The sequence below is a fragment of the Brevundimonas sp. BAL450 genome (assembly GCF_015767455.1).
Lineage (GTDB): Bacteria > Pseudomonadota > Alphaproteobacteria > Caulobacterales > Caulobacteraceae > Brevundimonas > Brevundimonas abyssalis.
Genome location: NZ_JADWOW010000055.1, coordinates 86,687 through 102,273, shown reverse-complemented (window position 1 = coordinate 102,273; position 15,587 = coordinate 86,687). Strand labels below are relative to the sequence as shown.

Here is a 15,587-nt window from a genome sequence, read left to right as displayed (position 1 = left end):
TTCCCTTTTGACGCGAGGGAAAAGCTGTCCTTTAGTCGGGGCGTAGGGCTTAGGCCGAGTCGTCTTTCAGACGGCAGCTGCGCCCATATAGGGCTGGAGAAAATTGTAATGACGAAAGCTGAACTCATCGCCGCCATCTCCGATGGCGCCGGGATCACCCGCGACCAGGCCAAGAAGTCCCTGGACGTGTTCACCGAAAGCGTGACCAAGGCGCTGAAGTCCGGCGAGGACGTGCGTCTGGTCGGTTTCGGCAGCTTCGTGGCGACCGAGCGCAAGGCTGGTCTGGCGCGCAACCCGCGCACCGGCGAGACCGTTCAACGCCCGGCCTCCAAGACCGCGCGCTTCCGCGTCGGCGAAGGTCTGAAGAGCGCCCTGAACGGCTAAACCGTTTATGCGTTGTTTCGATCAGGGCGCGGGCCGTGCGGTCCGCGCCCTGTTCAATTGAGGGCGGCTAGCTCAGCTGGAAGAGCATCTCGTTTACACCGAGAGGGTCGGCGGTTCGAACCCGTCGCCGCCCACCAATCCGTCAGCTTTCGTGGCTTGAGGCCGACACCCGCGCACGGGCATAGGCTGGCAGATGCTGACCCTTGTGCTGATTTCCACGATTCTCGCCACGTCCGTCGACACCGACTGGAGCGGGCAGGGCGCCTGGCCTGCGCCGCGCGAGGGCTATGCCGGCGTTACGGCGCCGAAGACGCCGCCGCGTGGAGACCCCGCGGCGCGGCGCGCCCTGTTCGCGGGCAAGGTGGAGGCCGCCTGGCTTTTGGCCGGCGGCGTTCCGCAGCAATCAGAACCGGAAGCTTGCCCGTAGCAGCAGGGCGTAGCGGACGTAATCGTCCAGGAACTCCGCATCGGCCTCGACGGCCAGCATGCCGAGCTCGTTGCCCACGTTCAGACGCAGGCCGACGATCGGACCGCCCCCTTCGAGACTGTCGGCCATGAGATCGAAGCCGGGACCGCCGCTGAGGAAGCGGGCCGTGGTGATCCCGCCGTCGTGGGAGATGATCTGACGCCAGCCGACCCGAAGCTCGGGACGCAGCCACTGGTTCTCGCCGAAGCCCATGCCGAAGTTCAGGGCGGCCGTGGTCGAGAAGATGTGGCCGTCCCGGTCCTCGATCGCCAGATTGAAGCCGTCGCCGCCGCCGGTTTCCTCGAAGCCGTCTTCGCTCAGGGCGAAATATTCGGCCAGGACTTCCGGCCGCAGGCTGTAGCGGCCGAAATTGCGTTCGTAGGACGCGCCAGCCGCGGCCGTGACCGTGTAGCCGTTCCAGTCGGCCTCGGCGCGGCGCAGGATGCCTTCGCCCACGAACTGTCGGACCGATTCAAAGCTGGCGTAGCCGCCCGCCGCACGGGCCCAGGTGGTCCAGGAGCCGCCCTGGGCGCGCCAGTAGAGGCCCAGTTCGATCAGATTGGCCGACAGACGCTCTTCAGCGGCCGCGCCCGGCTCTTCGAGATCCGAGGAGGTGAAGGCCGTGGACACGCCGATGGCGCCGAAGGCCGTTCCCCGTTCCACGCCGCCGGCGAAGCCGAAGCCCTCCGACTTGAAGCCGTAGGCGTTGTCGGTCTCCTTGTCGGCGTAGAAATTGATTTCTTGCAGCCAGGCGCTGGTCTCGCCGCGCGCGGCGCTGTTGTTGCGGCCGGCGAGGGCCCGGGTCACCGCATCCACACCCGAGGCCAGGGAGATCAGGGCGCCGCCCGAATGATCCGGCAGCATCTGCTCGTACACGGCCATCAGGCCGTCGCGCTCGTTCTGGCCAAGGAAGGCGTTGCGCAGCTCCTCGTCCGAATTCAGGGCGTTGTAGACCGCATCAAAGGCCGCAGATTCCGACTGGATCATGCCGATCTCGTCGGCGGTGCGGCGACGCACGTCCAGGTAGACCTGGCCGGCGGCTTCATCCGCCCCGGCCTCGACCACGAACAGGAAGGGCGAGTTCTCCGTGAGCGAGCTCTCGTCGATATCACCGAATTCCAGCACGCCCGCCTCGATGACGACGTAACGGGTCGGATCATCCACGAGCGAGATGAAGCGGGCGCCGAGACCGGCGCCGTCCGCGAAACTGGCGGTTCCCGACACGTTGAACCCGCCGGACGTTCCCGCCGCCGGATCGATGGTGAGGATCAGATCGCCGTCGGCGCCGACGGACAGGCTGCTGATGTCGAGAGAGCCGGCCTGCTGGGCGTCCAGGAGCCCGCTGGCCACGTCGATGGAGAGCAGGCCGCCGGTGGCGGACAGGGCGCCCCGAACCTCGGCGTCGCCGCTGATCAGCAGTCTGTCCGCGCCGGACCCGAAATCGATGTTTCCGTAAACGAACCCGTCACGGATATCCACGGTGTCGGCCCCCGAGCCGAGCAGGATGTCGCCGCTGATCACCGGGGAGGTGATGCCGCTGGCGGGCGGATCCTCGGGATCCGTCTCCAGAAGGAGCTGGGTCAGGGTGACCCCGGTTGTGTTGGCGCTGACGTCGATGGCGACGCGCTGCCCTTCGGCGGGAATGACCTCGCCGTCTTCATCCCGCGTCGAGACCGTGGTCGCCTGGATGACGCCGATGTTGTCGATCTGGGTGAGGGTGCCGCTGAGGTCGCGAATGGTCACCGCATCGCCGAGCGCACCGGTGAGAACCGATTGCAGGCGGCCGGAATTGTACAGGGCCGGCAGGCTGGCGCCGGCTTCGACAAGAATCGCCGTGGCGTCATGGCCGCCGTCGGTCACCGCGCCGCCAAGGATCGTGCCCGAGTTGTAGAGAATGGGGGTCGTGGCGCCGGCGCCGAACCGGACCGCCGTCGCGGCGGCCTCTCTCGAACGCGCTTCGACGCCCCCTTCATTTCTGAAGCCGCCCTCGATGGTGACGGCGTTGCCGCCGGCGACGCCGATCTGAATGCCGGTCGCCTCGACGCCGTCATAGACGCCCGAGGCCGTCACGCCTCCGCGGTTGATGAAGCCGTAGGCGAGTTCGTCCGCCCCCACGAGGCCCAGGGTGATGTCCCGGGTTTCCGAACCGATCTCGATGGCGGGCGCGGAGCCGAATGAGGTGATGCTGGCGGTTGTCTGTTCAGAGTCCGGAACGCCGTCACCGTCCGTGTCCGGGTTCTCCTCATCGTCGTCCTCATCCTCGTCTTCGACGGGGGGAGCCGTTGTGGCCAGCAGAACGCCTCCGGCCACGTTGCCGCTGATGCGGACGGCAGGACCGCCGATCAGGAGGTCGTCCTCGTCCAGGGCCTCCACCGCCTCCTCGTTGGCGGAGCGGCCGGTATAGCGGAAACCGGTCACGGTGATGTTGCCGTCGATGCGCAGGGATCCGCCGATATCGCCTTCCAGCGACACGCCGACCGTATCCTCGCCACGCGCAGTGATGGCGCCGCCGACCCAGACATCGCCGTCGACATTTCCCGTGCTGCGGATCGCATAGGAGCCGTCGCCGGTCATGGTGACGCTGCCGCGCATCACCAGGTCGCCCGTCAGTCCAGCCTCATTGAAGATGCCGTAGGAGTTGTTGCCCTCGACCGTAATGGCGCCCTGACGGCCGACGGTGATGCCGCCGTCCAGCGCCTCGGCGCCGACGACGCGAATGCCATAGCGATCCGACCCGATGGCGAAGGGACCGTCCAGGTCGCCGTCCTCGTCCTCGTCCTCGCCTTCGTGATCCTCGGTGATGCTGATCAGGCCGTTGACCTCGATCGAGCCGGAGTTGCCGCCTTCCGCCAGAATCGCGGTGGCGCCGTCCTCGGCGTCCTCCATCTGGATCAGTCCGCCGTTGGCGATCGTGATGTCGTTGTCGGAGTTCAGGGTCGCGGCGACGCCGGTGGCGATTCTGAGCGTGCCGCCATTGGTGATCACCACATCGTCCGCTTCGCCGTTGTTGGCGTTCGCGGTCAGAATCGGCGTGGTGCGCGTGTTCGAAATCTCGGTGTCGGCGTGAGCGGCCCCGGCGGCGATGGCGAGAGGTGCGAGCGCGACAGCGGCCGCGAGCAGTTTACGCATGGATTAAGAACCCCTTGGTGACGCGCGCCCGATACAGTCTGACCCCGAGTCCGGGACCGAACGGCACGCCCCAAGTTTCTCGAATTTGAGGCGATTGCAAGGCCGTCCCCCTCATAGCCGTGATGAAGCTGTCGTGCAAAGCCATGCACGCCTGCGACATCAGAAAGCTTGACCGTTACTGTGGTGGAGCGCACGCATCCAACGCTCGCGCTTGCGCGTTGCAGCCTTATGGGTAAGGCGGAGTAAGGAATGATCGACGTTCAGGAAAGCGAAGTTCAGCTGATTCCCGGCCGGGACGAAAAGGTGGCGAACACTTTCAGCAGTGTGAAGGGCGCTTCAGCCGACCCCAGAACCCGGATGGTCGACACCACCATGCTTTATGCGCCCCGGTCCGGCGGCGTGAAACGCTATCTGCTGGCCAAGAAGGCCTGGCTGGAGGCGAACCGGCCCGAAATCGCCCACACCCTGGTCGTGCCGGGCGCGCGCTATCATTCGCGTCCGGGCCTGCTGACACTGCAGGCGCCCAAACTGCCGTTCGGCGACGGATACCGTTGGCCCACGTCCATCAAGCGCTGGAGCGCATGGGTGGCGGCGACCCACCCCCACCTGATCGAGGCCGGCGACCCCTACACGCCCGGGCAGGCGGCCCTGGAGGCCGGGCAGCGGGCGGGATGTCCGGTGATCGGCTTCTGTCATTCGGATCCGGCTGCGCTGGCGGCGCTGCATTTCGGTGAATGGGCCAAGAAACCGGTGGAGAAGCGCTGGTCGAAGCTGTTCTGCCAGTTCGACCGGGTGGTTTCGCCCAGCCGCTACATTGCTCGCCGCCTGGAAGAGGCGAGGGTGTCCAACATCGTGGTCCAGCCCCTGGGCGTGGAGGTGGACACCTTCCGACCGGAGCGGGCGGACCGGGCCGATCTGCTGAAGCAGCTGGGCCTGAAGTCCGATGCGCGGCTGCTGGTGTTCGCCGGGCGGCCCGCGCGTGAGAAGAACATCGACGTCCTGATCCGGGCGGTCCAGAAGCTGGGCGCGCCCTATCATCTTGTGCTGGTGGGCGCGGGCATGGGCCTGCCCCGCGAGGACCGGGTGATCTCCCTGCCTTACGAATCAGACCCGAAGGCCGTGGCGCGGATCGTGGCCAGCTGTGACGCCTTCGTGCACGCCAACGACCACGAGCCCTTCGGCCTGATCGTGCTGGAGGCCATGGCGTGCGGTCGCCCCGTGGTGGGCGTGAACGCCGGCGGGGTGGCCGAGACCGTGGACCGCGAGGTCGGCGAACTGGCCGAGGCCGCCGAGCCTGCCGCCTTCGCCGCCGCCGTCGAGGCCCTGTTCGCGCGGGATGTGGAGGCCCTGGGCCAGGCCGCGCGTCTGCGGGCGGTCCAGCGGTTCTCCTGGGGGCGGGTCTTCGAGGACCTGTGCATGGTCTATGGCGACGTCAGCGGCCAGACCGCCTTCGTCCAGCCGGGTGTGTCCTATCCGGTCCACTGAGACGGTCGGACGCAAAGACAGTCCAATGAGAGTCTCACAAGTCCCACGGCGCGCGCCGGAGGCCTCCATAGGGCTGGGCGAATCTGAACGGAAGCGGGCCGGGCTGGTGACACTCAAATGAGTCTCACCGGTATCGACGGCTGATTCCGGTCTCCTACGCGGCTGCTGACCAGGCCGTCAGTTCAATTGCGTCCGAAGATGGTGGGCGTAAAGCGCCGTGAAATTCGCGCAAAACCTTGCCGCGGACGGCATTCGCGCGTGGAAATGCGGGATTACGGCCGACGATGGGGGAATTGAAAAGCGCCATTCCCTCGAAAGAAGGAATGGCGCGAGTGACGGGGCTCGAACCCGCGACCTCCGGCGTGACAGGCCGGCACTCTAACCAACTGAGCTACACCCGCGTATTCCCTCGTCGCGAAGCGGTGCGTCGCGGCGAGGGGCGTCGTTTAGGCGGCGCCCCTCGCGCCGTCAAGCGGCATAAGTCATGAAATTACCGCCCCGACGGTTCCGGCGCCGCCGGGCCCACCGGATTGGCGGGCTGGGCGGCCTCGGCGGGGGTGGGAAGATCGTAGTGCACCCCGGCGCCGGGCCCCAGCGGCAAGGCGGCGGCGGCCCAGGCGCCAGTCATGATCGAGCCGAAGATCATGAAGACCATCGAATAGGGGATCATGATCGCCATCAGGCTGCCCATGCCGAAATCCTTGTCCCAGCGGTGGCAGAAGGTCAGCACCAGCGGGAAATAGACCATCAGGGGCGTGATGATGTTGGTGACCGAGTCGCCCATGCGGTACGCGGCCGTGGTCATCTCGGGGCTGATGCCCAGCAGCATCAGCATGGGCACCAGGATCGGGGCCAGGAAGGCCCATTTGGCCGAGGCCGAGCCCACGAAGATGTTGATGAAGCCCGCCACGATGACGATGGCGAACAGCAGGCCGAAGGTGTTCAGGCCCGACTGGCTGATCAGCTCGGCGCCGCCGATGGCCATGATGGCCCCCAGATTCGACCAGTTGAACATGGCCACGAAGTGCGCCGCCACGAAGGCCAGGACGATGTAGGGCGCCATGTCGGCCATGGCCTGGGAGGTCATCCTGACGATGTCCCGGTGCGATTTCACCGTGCCCGCGGCGACGCCGAAGGCCACGCCGGTGAGCAGGAACAGCACGAAGAAGGCCGCCACCAGGGACTGATAGAACGGCTGCAGCCGGGCGGCGGAGTCCGCGCCTTCAGGATCGACCAGAGGCGCGCCGGGCGCGAACACCATGGCCGCCCATCCGCCGATGACCACCAGCGCAGCCAGGCCGGCCATCCACAGGCCGCGACGCTCGGCCGGGGTGGTGTCGCCGTCCGAGATCTGGATCGGCGAATCATCCTTCTGGACCCAGGCGCCCAGGCGCGGCTCGATCATCTTGTCGGTGACCCACCAGCCCAGGGGCACGAACATCACGGTCATGGCGACGATGAAGAACCAGTTGCCCGCCGGATTCATGGTCCAGCTGGGGTCGATCAGCTGAGCGGCCGGCTCGGTGATGCCCAGCAGCAGGACGTCCAGCTGGCCGGGGAAGATGTTCGCCGAGAAGCCTGCAGATACACCGGCAAAGGCCGCGGCGATGCCGGCGATGGGGTGGCGGCCCGCGGCGGCGTAGAGCACGCCCGCCAGAGGCACCAGAACCACATAGGCCGCGTCCGCCGCGTGGTTGCCGATGATGGCGATGAAGATGACCATGGGCGTGAGGAGGAAGGCGGGGGCGCGTTTCACGGCCGCCCGCATGCCGGCGGAAAACAACCCTGTGCGCTCGGCCACGCCTGCGCCCAGCATGACCACCAGGACATAACCCAGGGGCGCGAAGCCGGTCAGGGTCCGGGGCATCTCAACGAACAGCTGCCGAAGGTTGTCGGGTGAAACCAGGCTCTCCGCAACGATCGGCGCGCCCGTCACCGGATTGACGGCGGCCCAGCCTGCATAGGTAGCGAAGACGCTGACCCCCATCAGGATGGCGATGAGCCAGACAAAGATGAACACCGGATCCGGCAGCTTGTTGCCCGCCTTCTCGACCCCGTTCAGCAGCCAGTTGCCGATGCCCATGCGCCCAATTTCCTGATCTTCGGCCCCTCGAGCCTAGTTTGACCCAAAGGGAGAGGCGTTAGGGTGAAAAATCAACCCTCAAGGTTGCGAACCATTCTCAACAAAATCCTTGTACGACATGGGTTTGAACCGTTCGCGTCTTGGGTCTAGAAGACGCGCGAATCCGCCGCCTCCCCCCGGCGAACCAGGCGTGGTCTCGATGAACGAATTTCTGCTCGAATATCTGCCGATCGTGGTCTTCTTCGGGATCGCGACGGTGCTTGGACTCGGCTTCATGATCGCCGCCTGGGTGCTGGCGCCCAAGAATCCCGACACCGAGAAGCTGTCCGCCTACGAGTGCGGCTTCAACGCCTTCGACGATGCGCGGATGAAGTTCGACGTGCGGTTCTATCTGGTGTCGATCCTGTTCATCATTTTCGATCTGGAGATCGCCTTCCTGTTCCCGTGGGCGGTGGCGATGATGGGCATGCCGGGCGAGCATATGGTGTTCGCCTTCTGGTCGATGATGGTGTTCCTGGGCGTGCTGACCATCGGGTTCCTTTACGAATGGAAGAAGGGGGCCCTGGAATGGCAGTGACCGCCAAGACGGCTTCGGGCCTGGTCGTGCCGCCCGCCTATGGGGTGGGCGCGCGCTCGACGGTCGAGGGATACGATCCCGCGAAGCACGACCGGTTCTTCGAGCAGGTCAGCGACGAGCTGGACCAGCGCGGCTTCATCACCGCCTCGCTGGATGACGTCATCACCTGGGCCCGCACCGGCAGTCTGATGTGGATGACCTTCGGTCTGGCGTGCTGTGCGGTTGAGATGATGCAGGCGTCCATGCCGCGCTATGACATGGAGCGCTTCGGCATGGCCCCGCGCGCCAGTCCGCGGCAATCGGACCTGATGATCGTGGCCGGAACCCTGACCAACAAGATGGCGCCCGCACTTCGCAAGGTTTACGATCAGATGCCGGACCCGCGTTACGTGCTTTCGATGGGCTCGTGCGCCAACGGCGGCGGGTATTACCACTACAGTTACAGTGTTGTTCGTGGTTGTGACCGCGTTGTGCCTGTCGACGTCTATGTGCCGGGGTGCCCGCCGACGGCGGAGGCGCTGCTGTACGGGCTGCTGCAGCTGCAGAAGAAGATTCGCCGCACCGGGACGATCGACCGATGACCGATGTGATGACCAAGGCTGAAAAGTCCCTGGGCACGCTGGGCCGCGCCATCCAGAAGGCCGGCGGCAAGGCCGTGACCGGCTGGAGCGTGGCGTTCGGCGAACTGACCGTCGAGGTTCGCCGCGATGACATCGTGGCGGTCCTGACCAGGCTGCGGGACCAGTTCGAGTTCCAGCAGCTGACCGATCTGGCGGGGGTGGACTATCCCGAGCGGGTCGAGCGGTTCGACGTGGTCTATCACCTGCTGTCGTTGACGAAGAACCTGCGCCTGCGGGCGCGGGTGACGACGGACGAGCGCGCGCCCGTGCCCAGCATCACCGGCGTCTATCCGGCGGCGGACTGGTTCGAGCGCGAGGCGTTCGACATGTACGGCATGCTGTTCTCGGGCCACCCGGACCTGCGCCGGTTGCTGACCGACTACGGCTTCCAGGGCTATCCCCTGCGCAAGGACTTCCCCATGACCGGCTATGTGGAAGTCCGCTACGACGAGGCGCAGAAGCGGGTGGTCTATGAACCCGTCAAGCTGGCCCAGGAATTCCGGAATTTCGACTTCCTGTCGCCATGGGAAGGCGCCGAATACGCCGCGTCGGTCCTGCCGGGCGACGAGAAGGCGATCGGCTCGGCCGGCAAGCCCAGCGGAGGCAAGGCGTGATGGCTGACGGTCACGACACGATGCGCAAGGCGGAGCTGGACGCGCGAGACGAAACGGCGCTGGAAACCGGCGCCGTGGCGTTCGCCGCGCCGGTGAAGGACATGGACGACCGCAAGTTCACCATCAATTTCGGGCCGCAGCACCCGGCGGCGCATGGAGTGCTGCGTCTGGTGCTGGATCTGGACGGGGAGGTGGTGACGCGGGTGGACCCGCACATCGGCCTGCTGCACCGGGGTACGGAAAAGCTGATGGAGGCGCGGACCTACCTTCAGAACATCCCGTACTTCGACCGCCTCGACTATGTGGCGCCGATGAATCAGGAGCACGCCTTCTGCCTGGCCATCGAGAAGCTGGTGGGCATCGAGGTTCCGTACCGGGCCCAGCTGATCCGGGTGCTGTATTCGGAGATCGGCCGGATCCTGAGCCACCTGCTGAACGTCACGACCCAGGCCATGGACGTGGGCGCCCTGACCCCGCCGCTGTGGGGGTTCGAGCAGCGCGAACAGCTGATGGTGTTCTATGAGCGGGCCTGCGGCGCACGCCTGCACGCCAACTATTTCCGTCCCGGCGGCGTCCACCAGGACCTGCCCGACGACCTGATCAACGACATCTCGAAATGGTGCGAGGCCTTCCCGGAGGCCCTGAAGGACATCGAGAGCCTGGTCACCGAGAACCGCATCTTCAAGCAGCGCAACGTGGACATCGGGGTGGTCTCCAAAGAGGAGGCCCTGGCCTGGGGCTTCTCGGGCGTGATGCTGCGCGGCTCGGACATTCCGTGGGACCTGCGCAAGTCCCAGCCGTACGAATGCTATGACGAGATGGAATTCGACATCGTCGTGGGCAAGAACGGCGACTGCTGGGATCGGTACCTCTGCCGCATCGAGGAGATGAAGCAGTCGGTGCGGATCATGGAGCAGTGCATCCACAAGCTGCGCAATTTCCGCGGCCCGGTGATGGTCGAGAACAACAAGGTCGCGCCGCCGCGTCGGGGCGAGATGAAGCGGTCGATGGAAGCCCTGATCCATCACTTCAAGCTGTACACCGAGGGCTTCCATACGCCGGAAGGCGAGGTCTATGCGGCGGTCGAGGCCCCCAAGGGCGAGTTCGCCGTCTATCTGGTGTCCGACGGCACCAACAAGCCGTACCGCTGCAAGATCGTGGCGCCCGGCTTCAAGCACCTGCAGGCCATGGACTGGATGAACCGCGGCCACATGCTGGCCGACGTGTCCGCCATCCTGGGCTCGCTCGACATCGTGTTCGGAGAGGTGGACCGATGAGCGTCCGACGTCTTGCCAAGGATCAACCGGCCTCGTTCGCCTTTTCGAAGGACACGAAGAAGAAGGCCGACTGGTGGATCGGCAAATATCCGGCGGAGCGGAAGGCTTCGGCAGTGATCCCGATCCTGTGGCTGGTGCAGAAGCAGGAGGGCTGGGTCTCCGAGCCCGCCATCCGCGCCATCGCCGAGCTGCTGGGCATGCCGTTCATCCGGGTGCTGGAGGTGGCGACCTTCTACACCATGTTCCAGCTGGAGCCCGTGGGCCGCACCGCCCTGATCCAGGTGTGCGGCACCACACCGTGCATGCTGCGCGGCGCCAATGAGCTGATGGCCACCTGCCGCGAGAAGATCGGGCCCAAGGATCATCTGTCCGCCGACGGCCGCTTCACCTGGCAGGAAGTGGAGTGCCTGGGCGCCTGCGCCAACGCACCCATGGCCCAGATCAACGACTACTATTTCGAAGACCTGACGCCCGAGATTCTGGCGCAGATCATCGATGATTTCGCGGCGGGCAAGTCGCCGAAGGCCGGATCCTATGTGGGCCGGACCTCGTCAGAGCCGGAAGGCGGGGCCACGACCCTGACCGATCCGAAGCTGTATGACGGCTCGGCGGCCAGGCCGATCAAAAAGCTGCCCAACAGCGAACCGGCGAAGGAGACCGCATGACCGCTCTCCTTCCGCTCATCCCCGCGAACGCGGGGACCCAGTCCTGTCCAGCTCGCGTCAACGCTTCAGGACCTGGGTCAGCGCGCGTCTTTTTGAACACCGATCACCCAAATCACTGGGTCCCCGCGTTCGCGGGGATGAGCGGGTGTTTGTGATGGACAAGGTCGACCTGGACAACGCCGAGGGCCGCAAGGCCTACCGCGACGAGCTGAACGGTGTGGCGCGGCCGTACCGCTGGGCCGGGCTGGTGTTCATCGTCATCGGCGCCTTCGTGCTGTGGGGCTCCACGCGCGGCTGGGCGGGTCTGACCGAGAGCGCCCAGGTCTGGGGCTACGGCGCCCTGGCCATCGGCTGGGTTCTGTTTCTGACTGCGACGTTCCTTCGGACGCGCCACCACAAGCGCCGCATGGCGCGAGGACTGTAAGACATGGTCGGCATTCTCGAAGACAAGGACCGCATCTTCACCAACCTGTACGGCTTCCATGACTGGACGCTGGAGGGGGCGAAGAAACGCGGGGCGTGGAACGCGACGGCGGACATGCTGGCGCTGGGCCGCGACTGGGTCATCACCAACGTCAAGAACTCGGGCCTGCGCGGCCGGGGCGGCGCCGGTTTCCCGACCGGGCTGAAGTGGTCCTTCATGCCCAAGGAGGTGAAGGACCGGCCGCACTATCTGGTGGTCAACGCCGACGAATCCGAACCGGGCACCTGCAAGGACCGGGAGATCATGCGCCACGATCCGCACCTGCTGATCGAAGGGTGCCTGATCGCCAGCTTCGCCATGCAGGCGCACGCCTGCTACATCTATCTGCGCGGCGAATATGTGCTGGAGCGCGAGCGCATGGAGGCGGCGGTCAAGCAGGCCTATGAGGCCAAGCTGATCGGCAAGAACAACGTCCATGGCTGGGACTTCGACGTCTACATCCACCACGGCGCCGGGGCCTATATCTGCGGCGAGGAGACGGCCCTGCTCGAGTCGCTGGAGGGCAAGAAGGGCCAGCCGCGGCTGAAGCCGCCGTTCCCGGCGGGGGCGGGGCTGTATGGCTGCCCCACCACGGTGAACAATGTGGAGTCCATCGCGGTCGTGGGCACGATCCTGCGGCGCGGGGCGGAATGGTTCGCGGGCTTCGGCCGTCCGAACAACACCGGCACCAAGATCATGTCGATCTCGGGCCACGTGAACCGCCCGTGCAATGTGGAAGAGGCCATGTCCATTCCGCTGCGCCAGCTGATCGAGGATCACTGCGGCGGCGTGCGGGGCGGCTGGGACAATCTGAAGGCCATCATCCCCGGCGGATCGTCGGTTCCGTTGATCACCCGCGAAATGTCCGAAGCCGCGCTGATGGATTTCGACAGTCTGCGCGACATGAAGTCGGGCCTGGGCACGGCGGCGGTGATCGTGATGGACCAGTCGACCGACCTGGTCCGCGCCATCGCCCGCATCAGCTATTTCTACAAGCATGAGAGCTGCGGCCAGTGCACCCCGTGCCGCGAGGGCACCGGCTGGATGTGGCGGGTGCTGGAGCGCATGGCCGTGGGTGACGCGGATCCGTCGGAAATCGACCTGCTGCTGGACGTGGCCGGTCAGGTGGAAGGGCACACCATCTGCGCCCTGGGCGACGCCGCGGCGTGGCCGGTGCAGGGCCTGATCCGGCACTTCCGCCACGAGATCGAGGACCGCATCACCAGCTATCGCAACGCGCGCGGCGCCTTCGCCGGCCACGCGATCGCGGCGGAGTAGGGGATGCGCAACGCCTTTTCCCTCATCGCCCTGACGGCCGTGCTGGCCGCCTGTTCACAAGCGGAGGAGCCCGCGTCGGCGCCGGAGACGGCGGCCGAGCCCGCAGTGGTGACCCAGGCCTCGCCCGAGGCGCTGGATCAGGCCGGCTTGCGCGACGTCTGCCGCGCGGCCATCGCCACGGTGAACGAGCTGCCGGTGGCCCTGATCGATGTGGACGGCGTCGCGACGCTGGACGAAGGCGAGGCGGTGAACCTGTCCTGGCGCGCGCCGGTGGACGGGGGCCGCGCCCAGGCCCAGTGCCGGGTCGAGGGCGATGTGGTGGTGTGGCGCCTGACCGGCCTGCCGGACCCCGAGGCCCAGGTGTGGCGCACCGGACTTGCCGATCCGATCGTCCGCTATGTGCGCGACAACGACCAGATCACGATTATCCAGACCCTCCCGGATGGGACGAGTTCTCAGACGCAAGTGTCTGTGAACACTGAAGAAGAGGCCCGCTGATGCCCGTCGCCAAGGTCAACGGCGTTGAGATCGAGTTCGAGCCCGGCATGACCGTGCTCCAGGTCGCCGAGAAGGCGGGGCAGGAGATTCCGCGCTTCTGCTATCACGAGCGGCTGTCCATCGCCGGCAACTGCCGCATGTGCCTGGTCGAGGTGAAGCCGGGGCCGCCCAAGCCGCAGGCCTCGTGCGCCCTGCCGGCCGCCGACGGGCAAGAAATCTTCACCAACACCCCCATGGTCGAGAAGGCCCGCAAGGGGGTGATGGAGTTCCTGCTGATCAATCACCCGCTGGATTGCCCGATCTGCGATCAGGGCGGGGAATGCGACCTTCAGGACCAGTCGATGTATTTCGGCCGGGACGCCTCGCGCTATGCCGAGAACAAGCGCGCGGTCGAAGAAAAGCACATGGGTCCGACCATCAAGACCTTCATGACGCGCTGCATCCAGTGCACGCGCTGTGTGCGGTTCATCACCGAGGTGGCGGGCGTGCCGGACATCGGCATGATCTCGCGCGGCGAGAGCGCCGAGATCACCACCTATCTGGAAAAGTCGGTGGACTCCGAGCTGTCGGGCAACGTCAACGACCTTTGCCCGGTGGGCGCCCTGACGCACCGTCCGTGGCAGTTCCATTACCGCCCGTGGGAGCTGAAGAAGACCGAGACCATCGACGTGATGGACGCCTTGGGCTCCAACATCCGCGCCGACAGCCGCGGCGCCGAGGTCATGCGCGTGCTGCCGCGGGTGCACGAGGGCATTAACGAGGAATGGCTGTCGGACCGCAGCCGCTATGTGGTGGACGGGCTGACGAAGCGCCGTCTGGATCGCCCGTGGGTGCGTGAGGGCGGCAAGCTGCGCCCCGCCACCTGGGACGAGGCGCTGGGCGTCGTGGCCGGCAAGCTGAAGGCGACCAAGCCCGAGAAGATCGGCGCCATCGCCGGGGACCTGCAGGACGCGGAGTCCATGAAGGCGACGCTGGACCTGTTCCGGGCGCTGGGATCGGCCAACACCGATTGCCGCCAGGACGGCGCGGCGATCGGCGGCGGCGAGCGCGAGGGCTGGCTGTTCAACAGCGGTCTGGCGGGCATCGAGAACGCCGACGCCATCCTGATGGTGGGCGTCAATCCGCGCGTCGAGGCGCCGCTGCTGAACGCCCGCATCCGCAAGGGCTGGCTGGCGGGCCGCACCGAGGTGATGGTGATCGGCGAGCAGGCCGAGCTGACCTACGGTTATCAATATCTGGGCGCCGGAACGAAGACGGTCGGCAAGCTGCCCAAGGCGGCCATGGACGTTCTGACCCGGGCCGAGCGTCCGGCGATCATCGTGGGCTCCGCCGCCCTGACCGGCGAGACCGGTCCGGCGGTTCTGGGCGCGCTGGGCAAGCTGGCGGCCAAGGTCGGCGTGGTGGCGGACGGCTGGAACGGCTTCAACGTGCTGCACAATGCGGCGGCGCGGGTCGGCGGTCTGGATATGGGCTTTGTGCCGGGGCAGGGGGGTCTGTCGGCGGTCGAGATGGTTCAGAAGGGCGCGCTGGACGTGCTGTTCCTTCTGGGCGCCGACGAGATCGATGCGTCGAAGTCGAAGGCCTTCAAGATCTATCTGGGCAGCCACGGGGACGCCGGCGCCCACGGGGCCGACGTGATCCTGCCGGGCGCGGCATACACCGAGAAGTCGGGCCTGTATGTGAACACCGAGGGCCGGGTGCAGATGACCGAGCGGGTCGTGTTCCCCAAGGGCGAGGCCAAGGAAGACTGGGCCATCCTGCGGGCCCTGTCCGAGCGCGTGGGCCAGACCCTGCCGTACGACAGCCTGAACCAGCTGCGGGCCAAACTGATGGCGGATCATCCGACCTTCGGCCGGGTGGACTATCTGGCCCCGGCGCGGGTGTTCGGCGTCGACAAGCTGGGCGCCAAGGGCGATCTGGGCGACGTGGTGTTCGCCCCGGCCCTGAAGGACCCGTATCTGACCAACCCGATCGCGCGCGCGTCCGAGACCATGGCCGAACTGTCGGCCCAGCGTTCGGCGCCCCAGCTGATGGCCGCGGAGTAAGTG

Annotated in this window: 14 protein-coding genes and 2 tRNA genes; 13 read left to right on the top strand and 3 right to left on the bottom strand. The window is 66.4% G+C overall.

Annotation, left to right across the window (positions count from 1 at the left end):
• Nucleotides 1-108 precede the first annotated feature (108 nt).
• From IWC96_RS10880 to IWC96_RS10870, 3 genes are all read left to right on the top strand, one after another.
• Nucleotides 109-384, top strand: coding sequence for an HU family DNA-binding protein (locus IWC96_RS10880; RefSeq protein ID WP_021697832.1), 276 nt, complete (start codon nt 109-111; stop codon nt 382-384).
• A gap of 61 nt (nt 385-445) precedes the next feature.
• Nucleotides 446-521, top strand: a tRNA-Val gene (locus tag IWC96_RS10875).
• A 56-nt stretch (nt 522-577) separates the two neighbouring features.
• Complete coding sequence (locus tag IWC96_RS10870) at nt 578-811, top strand: hypothetical protein (protein WP_021697831.1); 234 nt, start codon at nt 578-580, stop codon at nt 809-811.
• Here IWC96_RS10870 and IWC96_RS10865 read toward each other — a convergent pair.
• Nucleotides 788-3,979, bottom strand: coding sequence for an autotransporter domain-containing protein (locus IWC96_RS10865; protein ID WP_021697830.1), 3,192 nt, complete (start codon nt 3,977-3,979; stop codon nt 788-790). The two genes, IWC96_RS10870 and IWC96_RS10865, sit on opposite strands and share 24 nt — an antisense overlap.
• A gap of 357 nt (nt 3,980-4,336) precedes the next feature.
• Between IWC96_RS10865 and IWC96_RS10860 the strand changes: the two genes are divergently transcribed.
• Nucleotides 4,337-5,464: a glycosyltransferase gene (locus tag IWC96_RS10860; protein WP_370541133.1), complete on the top strand. Its 1,128-nt coding sequence runs from the start codon at nt 4,337-4,339 to the stop codon at nt 5,462-5,464.
• A gap of 324 nt (nt 5,465-5,788) precedes the next feature.
• Here the strand turns inward: IWC96_RS10860 and IWC96_RS10855 are convergent.
• Nucleotides 5,789-5,865: transfer RNA gene (locus IWC96_RS10855), tRNA-Asp, on the bottom strand.
• An 89-nt stretch (nt 5,866-5,954) separates the two neighbouring features.
• Nucleotides 5,955-7,547 (bottom strand): AbgT family transporter, encoded by a 1,593-nt coding sequence (locus IWC96_RS10850; protein WP_021697828.1) that lies wholly within the window; start codon nt 7,545-7,547, stop codon nt 5,955-5,957.
• A gap of 199 nt (nt 7,548-7,746) precedes the next feature.
• Here IWC96_RS10850 and IWC96_RS10845 point away from each other — a divergent pair, with 199 nt between their 5' ends.
• The 9 genes from IWC96_RS10845 (at nt 7,747) to nuoG (ending at nt 15,584) form a co-directional block, all read left to right on the top strand.
• Nucleotides 7,747-8,124 carry an NADH-quinone oxidoreductase subunit A gene (locus IWC96_RS10845; protein ID WP_045319163.1) on the top strand — a complete coding sequence of 126 codons (378 nt, stop codon included), beginning with the start codon at nt 7,747-7,749 and terminating at the stop codon, nt 8,122-8,124.
• On the top strand, nt 8,094-8,705 hold the full coding sequence (locus tag IWC96_RS10840) for an NADH-quinone oxidoreductase subunit B family protein (RefSeq protein ID WP_370541132.1): 612 nt from the start codon (nt 8,094-8,096) through the stop codon (nt 8,703-8,705). Before IWC96_RS10845 ends, IWC96_RS10840 begins: the two co-directional genes overlap by 31 nt.
• Nucleotides 8,702-9,358, top strand: a complete 657-nt coding sequence (locus IWC96_RS10835; protein WP_021697825.1) for an NADH-quinone oxidoreductase subunit C — start codon at nt 8,702-8,704, stop codon at nt 9,356-9,358. The genes IWC96_RS10840 and IWC96_RS10835 overlap by 4 nt, the downstream gene beginning before the upstream one ends.
• 101 nt (nt 9,359-9,459) lie before the next feature.
• Complete coding sequence (locus IWC96_RS10830) at nt 9,460-10,635, top strand: NADH-quinone oxidoreductase subunit D (protein WP_196838978.1); 1,176 nt, start codon at nt 9,460-9,462, stop codon at nt 10,633-10,635.
• Nucleotides 10,632-11,300 (top strand): NADH-quinone oxidoreductase subunit NuoE, encoded by a 669-nt coding sequence (gene nuoE, locus IWC96_RS10825; protein ID WP_196838915.1) that lies wholly within the window; start codon nt 10,632-10,634, stop codon nt 11,298-11,300. The genes IWC96_RS10830 and nuoE overlap by 4 nt, the downstream gene beginning before the upstream one ends.
• A 154-nt stretch (nt 11,301-11,454) precedes the next feature.
• Nucleotides 11,455-11,724, top strand: coding sequence for a hypothetical protein (locus IWC96_RS10820; protein ID WP_045319178.1), 270 nt, complete (start codon nt 11,455-11,457; stop codon nt 11,722-11,724).
• 3 nt (nt 11,725-11,727) lie between these two features.
• The gene (gene nuoF / locus IWC96_RS10815; protein WP_021697881.1) at nt 11,728-13,041 is read left to right on the top strand and encodes an NADH-quinone oxidoreductase subunit NuoF; all 1,314 of its coding nucleotides are present in this window, start codon (nt 11,728-11,730) and stop codon (nt 13,039-13,041) included.
• A gap of 3 nt (nt 13,042-13,044) precedes the next feature.
• A complete protein-coding gene (locus IWC96_RS10810; RefSeq protein ID WP_021697882.1) occupies nt 13,045-13,539 on the top strand; it encodes a hypothetical protein in 495 nt (164 codons plus the stop codon).
• Complete coding sequence (nuoG, locus tag IWC96_RS10805) at nt 13,539-15,584, top strand: NADH-quinone oxidoreductase subunit NuoG (RefSeq protein ID WP_021697883.1); 2,046 nt, start codon at nt 13,539-13,541, stop codon at nt 15,582-15,584. Before IWC96_RS10810 ends, nuoG begins: the two co-directional genes overlap by 1 nt.
• Nucleotides 15,585-15,587: the final 3 nt, after the last annotated feature.

Excerpts from the sequence above, each read along its gene's own strand:
- IWC96_RS10845 (WP_045319163.1), top strand. The coding sequence starts at position 7,747 with ATGAACGAATTTCTGCTCGAATATCTGCCGATCGTGGTCTTCTTCGGG.
- IWC96_RS10820 (WP_045319178.1), top strand. The coding sequence starts at position 11,455 with ATGGACAAGGTCGACCTGGACAACGCCGAGGGCCGCAAGGCCTACCGC.
- IWC96_RS10840 (WP_370541132.1), top strand. The coding sequence starts at position 8,094 with ATGGAAGAAGGGGGCCCTGGAATGGCAGTGACCGCCAAGACGGCTTCG.
- IWC96_RS10865 (WP_021697830.1), bottom strand. The coding sequence starts at position 3,979 with ATGCGTAAACTGCTCGCGGCCGCTGTCGCGCTCGCACCTCTCGCCATC.
- IWC96_RS10850 (WP_021697828.1), bottom strand. The coding sequence starts at position 7,547 with ATGGGCATCGGCAACTGGCTGCTGAACGGGGTCGAGAAGGCGGGCAAC.
- IWC96_RS10810 (WP_021697882.1), top strand. The coding sequence starts at position 13,045 with ATGCGCAACGCCTTTTCCCTCATCGCCCTGACGGCCGTGCTGGCCGCC.
- IWC96_RS10830 (WP_196838978.1), top strand. The coding sequence starts at position 9,460 with ATGGACGACCGCAAGTTCACCATCAATTTCGGGCCGCAGCACCCGGCG.
- nuoG (WP_021697883.1), top strand. The coding sequence starts at position 13,539 with ATGCCCGTCGCCAAGGTCAACGGCGTTGAGATCGAGTTCGAGCCCGGC.
- nuoE (WP_196838915.1), top strand. The coding sequence starts at position 10,632 with ATGAGCGTCCGACGTCTTGCCAAGGATCAACCGGCCTCGTTCGCCTTT.
- IWC96_RS10880 (WP_021697832.1), top strand. The coding sequence starts at position 109 with ATGACGAAAGCTGAACTCATCGCCGCCATCTCCGATGGCGCCGGGATC.
- IWC96_RS10870 (WP_021697831.1), top strand. The coding sequence starts at position 578 with ATGCTGACCCTTGTGCTGATTTCCACGATTCTCGCCACGTCCGTCGAC.
- IWC96_RS10860 (WP_370541133.1), top strand. The coding sequence starts at position 4,337 with ATGGTCGACACCACCATGCTTTATGCGCCCCGGTCCGGCGGCGTGAAA.
- IWC96_RS10835 (WP_021697825.1), top strand. The coding sequence starts at position 8,702 with ATGACCGATGTGATGACCAAGGCTGAAAAGTCCCTGGGCACGCTGGGC.
- nuoF (WP_021697881.1), top strand. The coding sequence starts at position 11,728 with ATGGTCGGCATTCTCGAAGACAAGGACCGCATCTTCACCAACCTGTAC.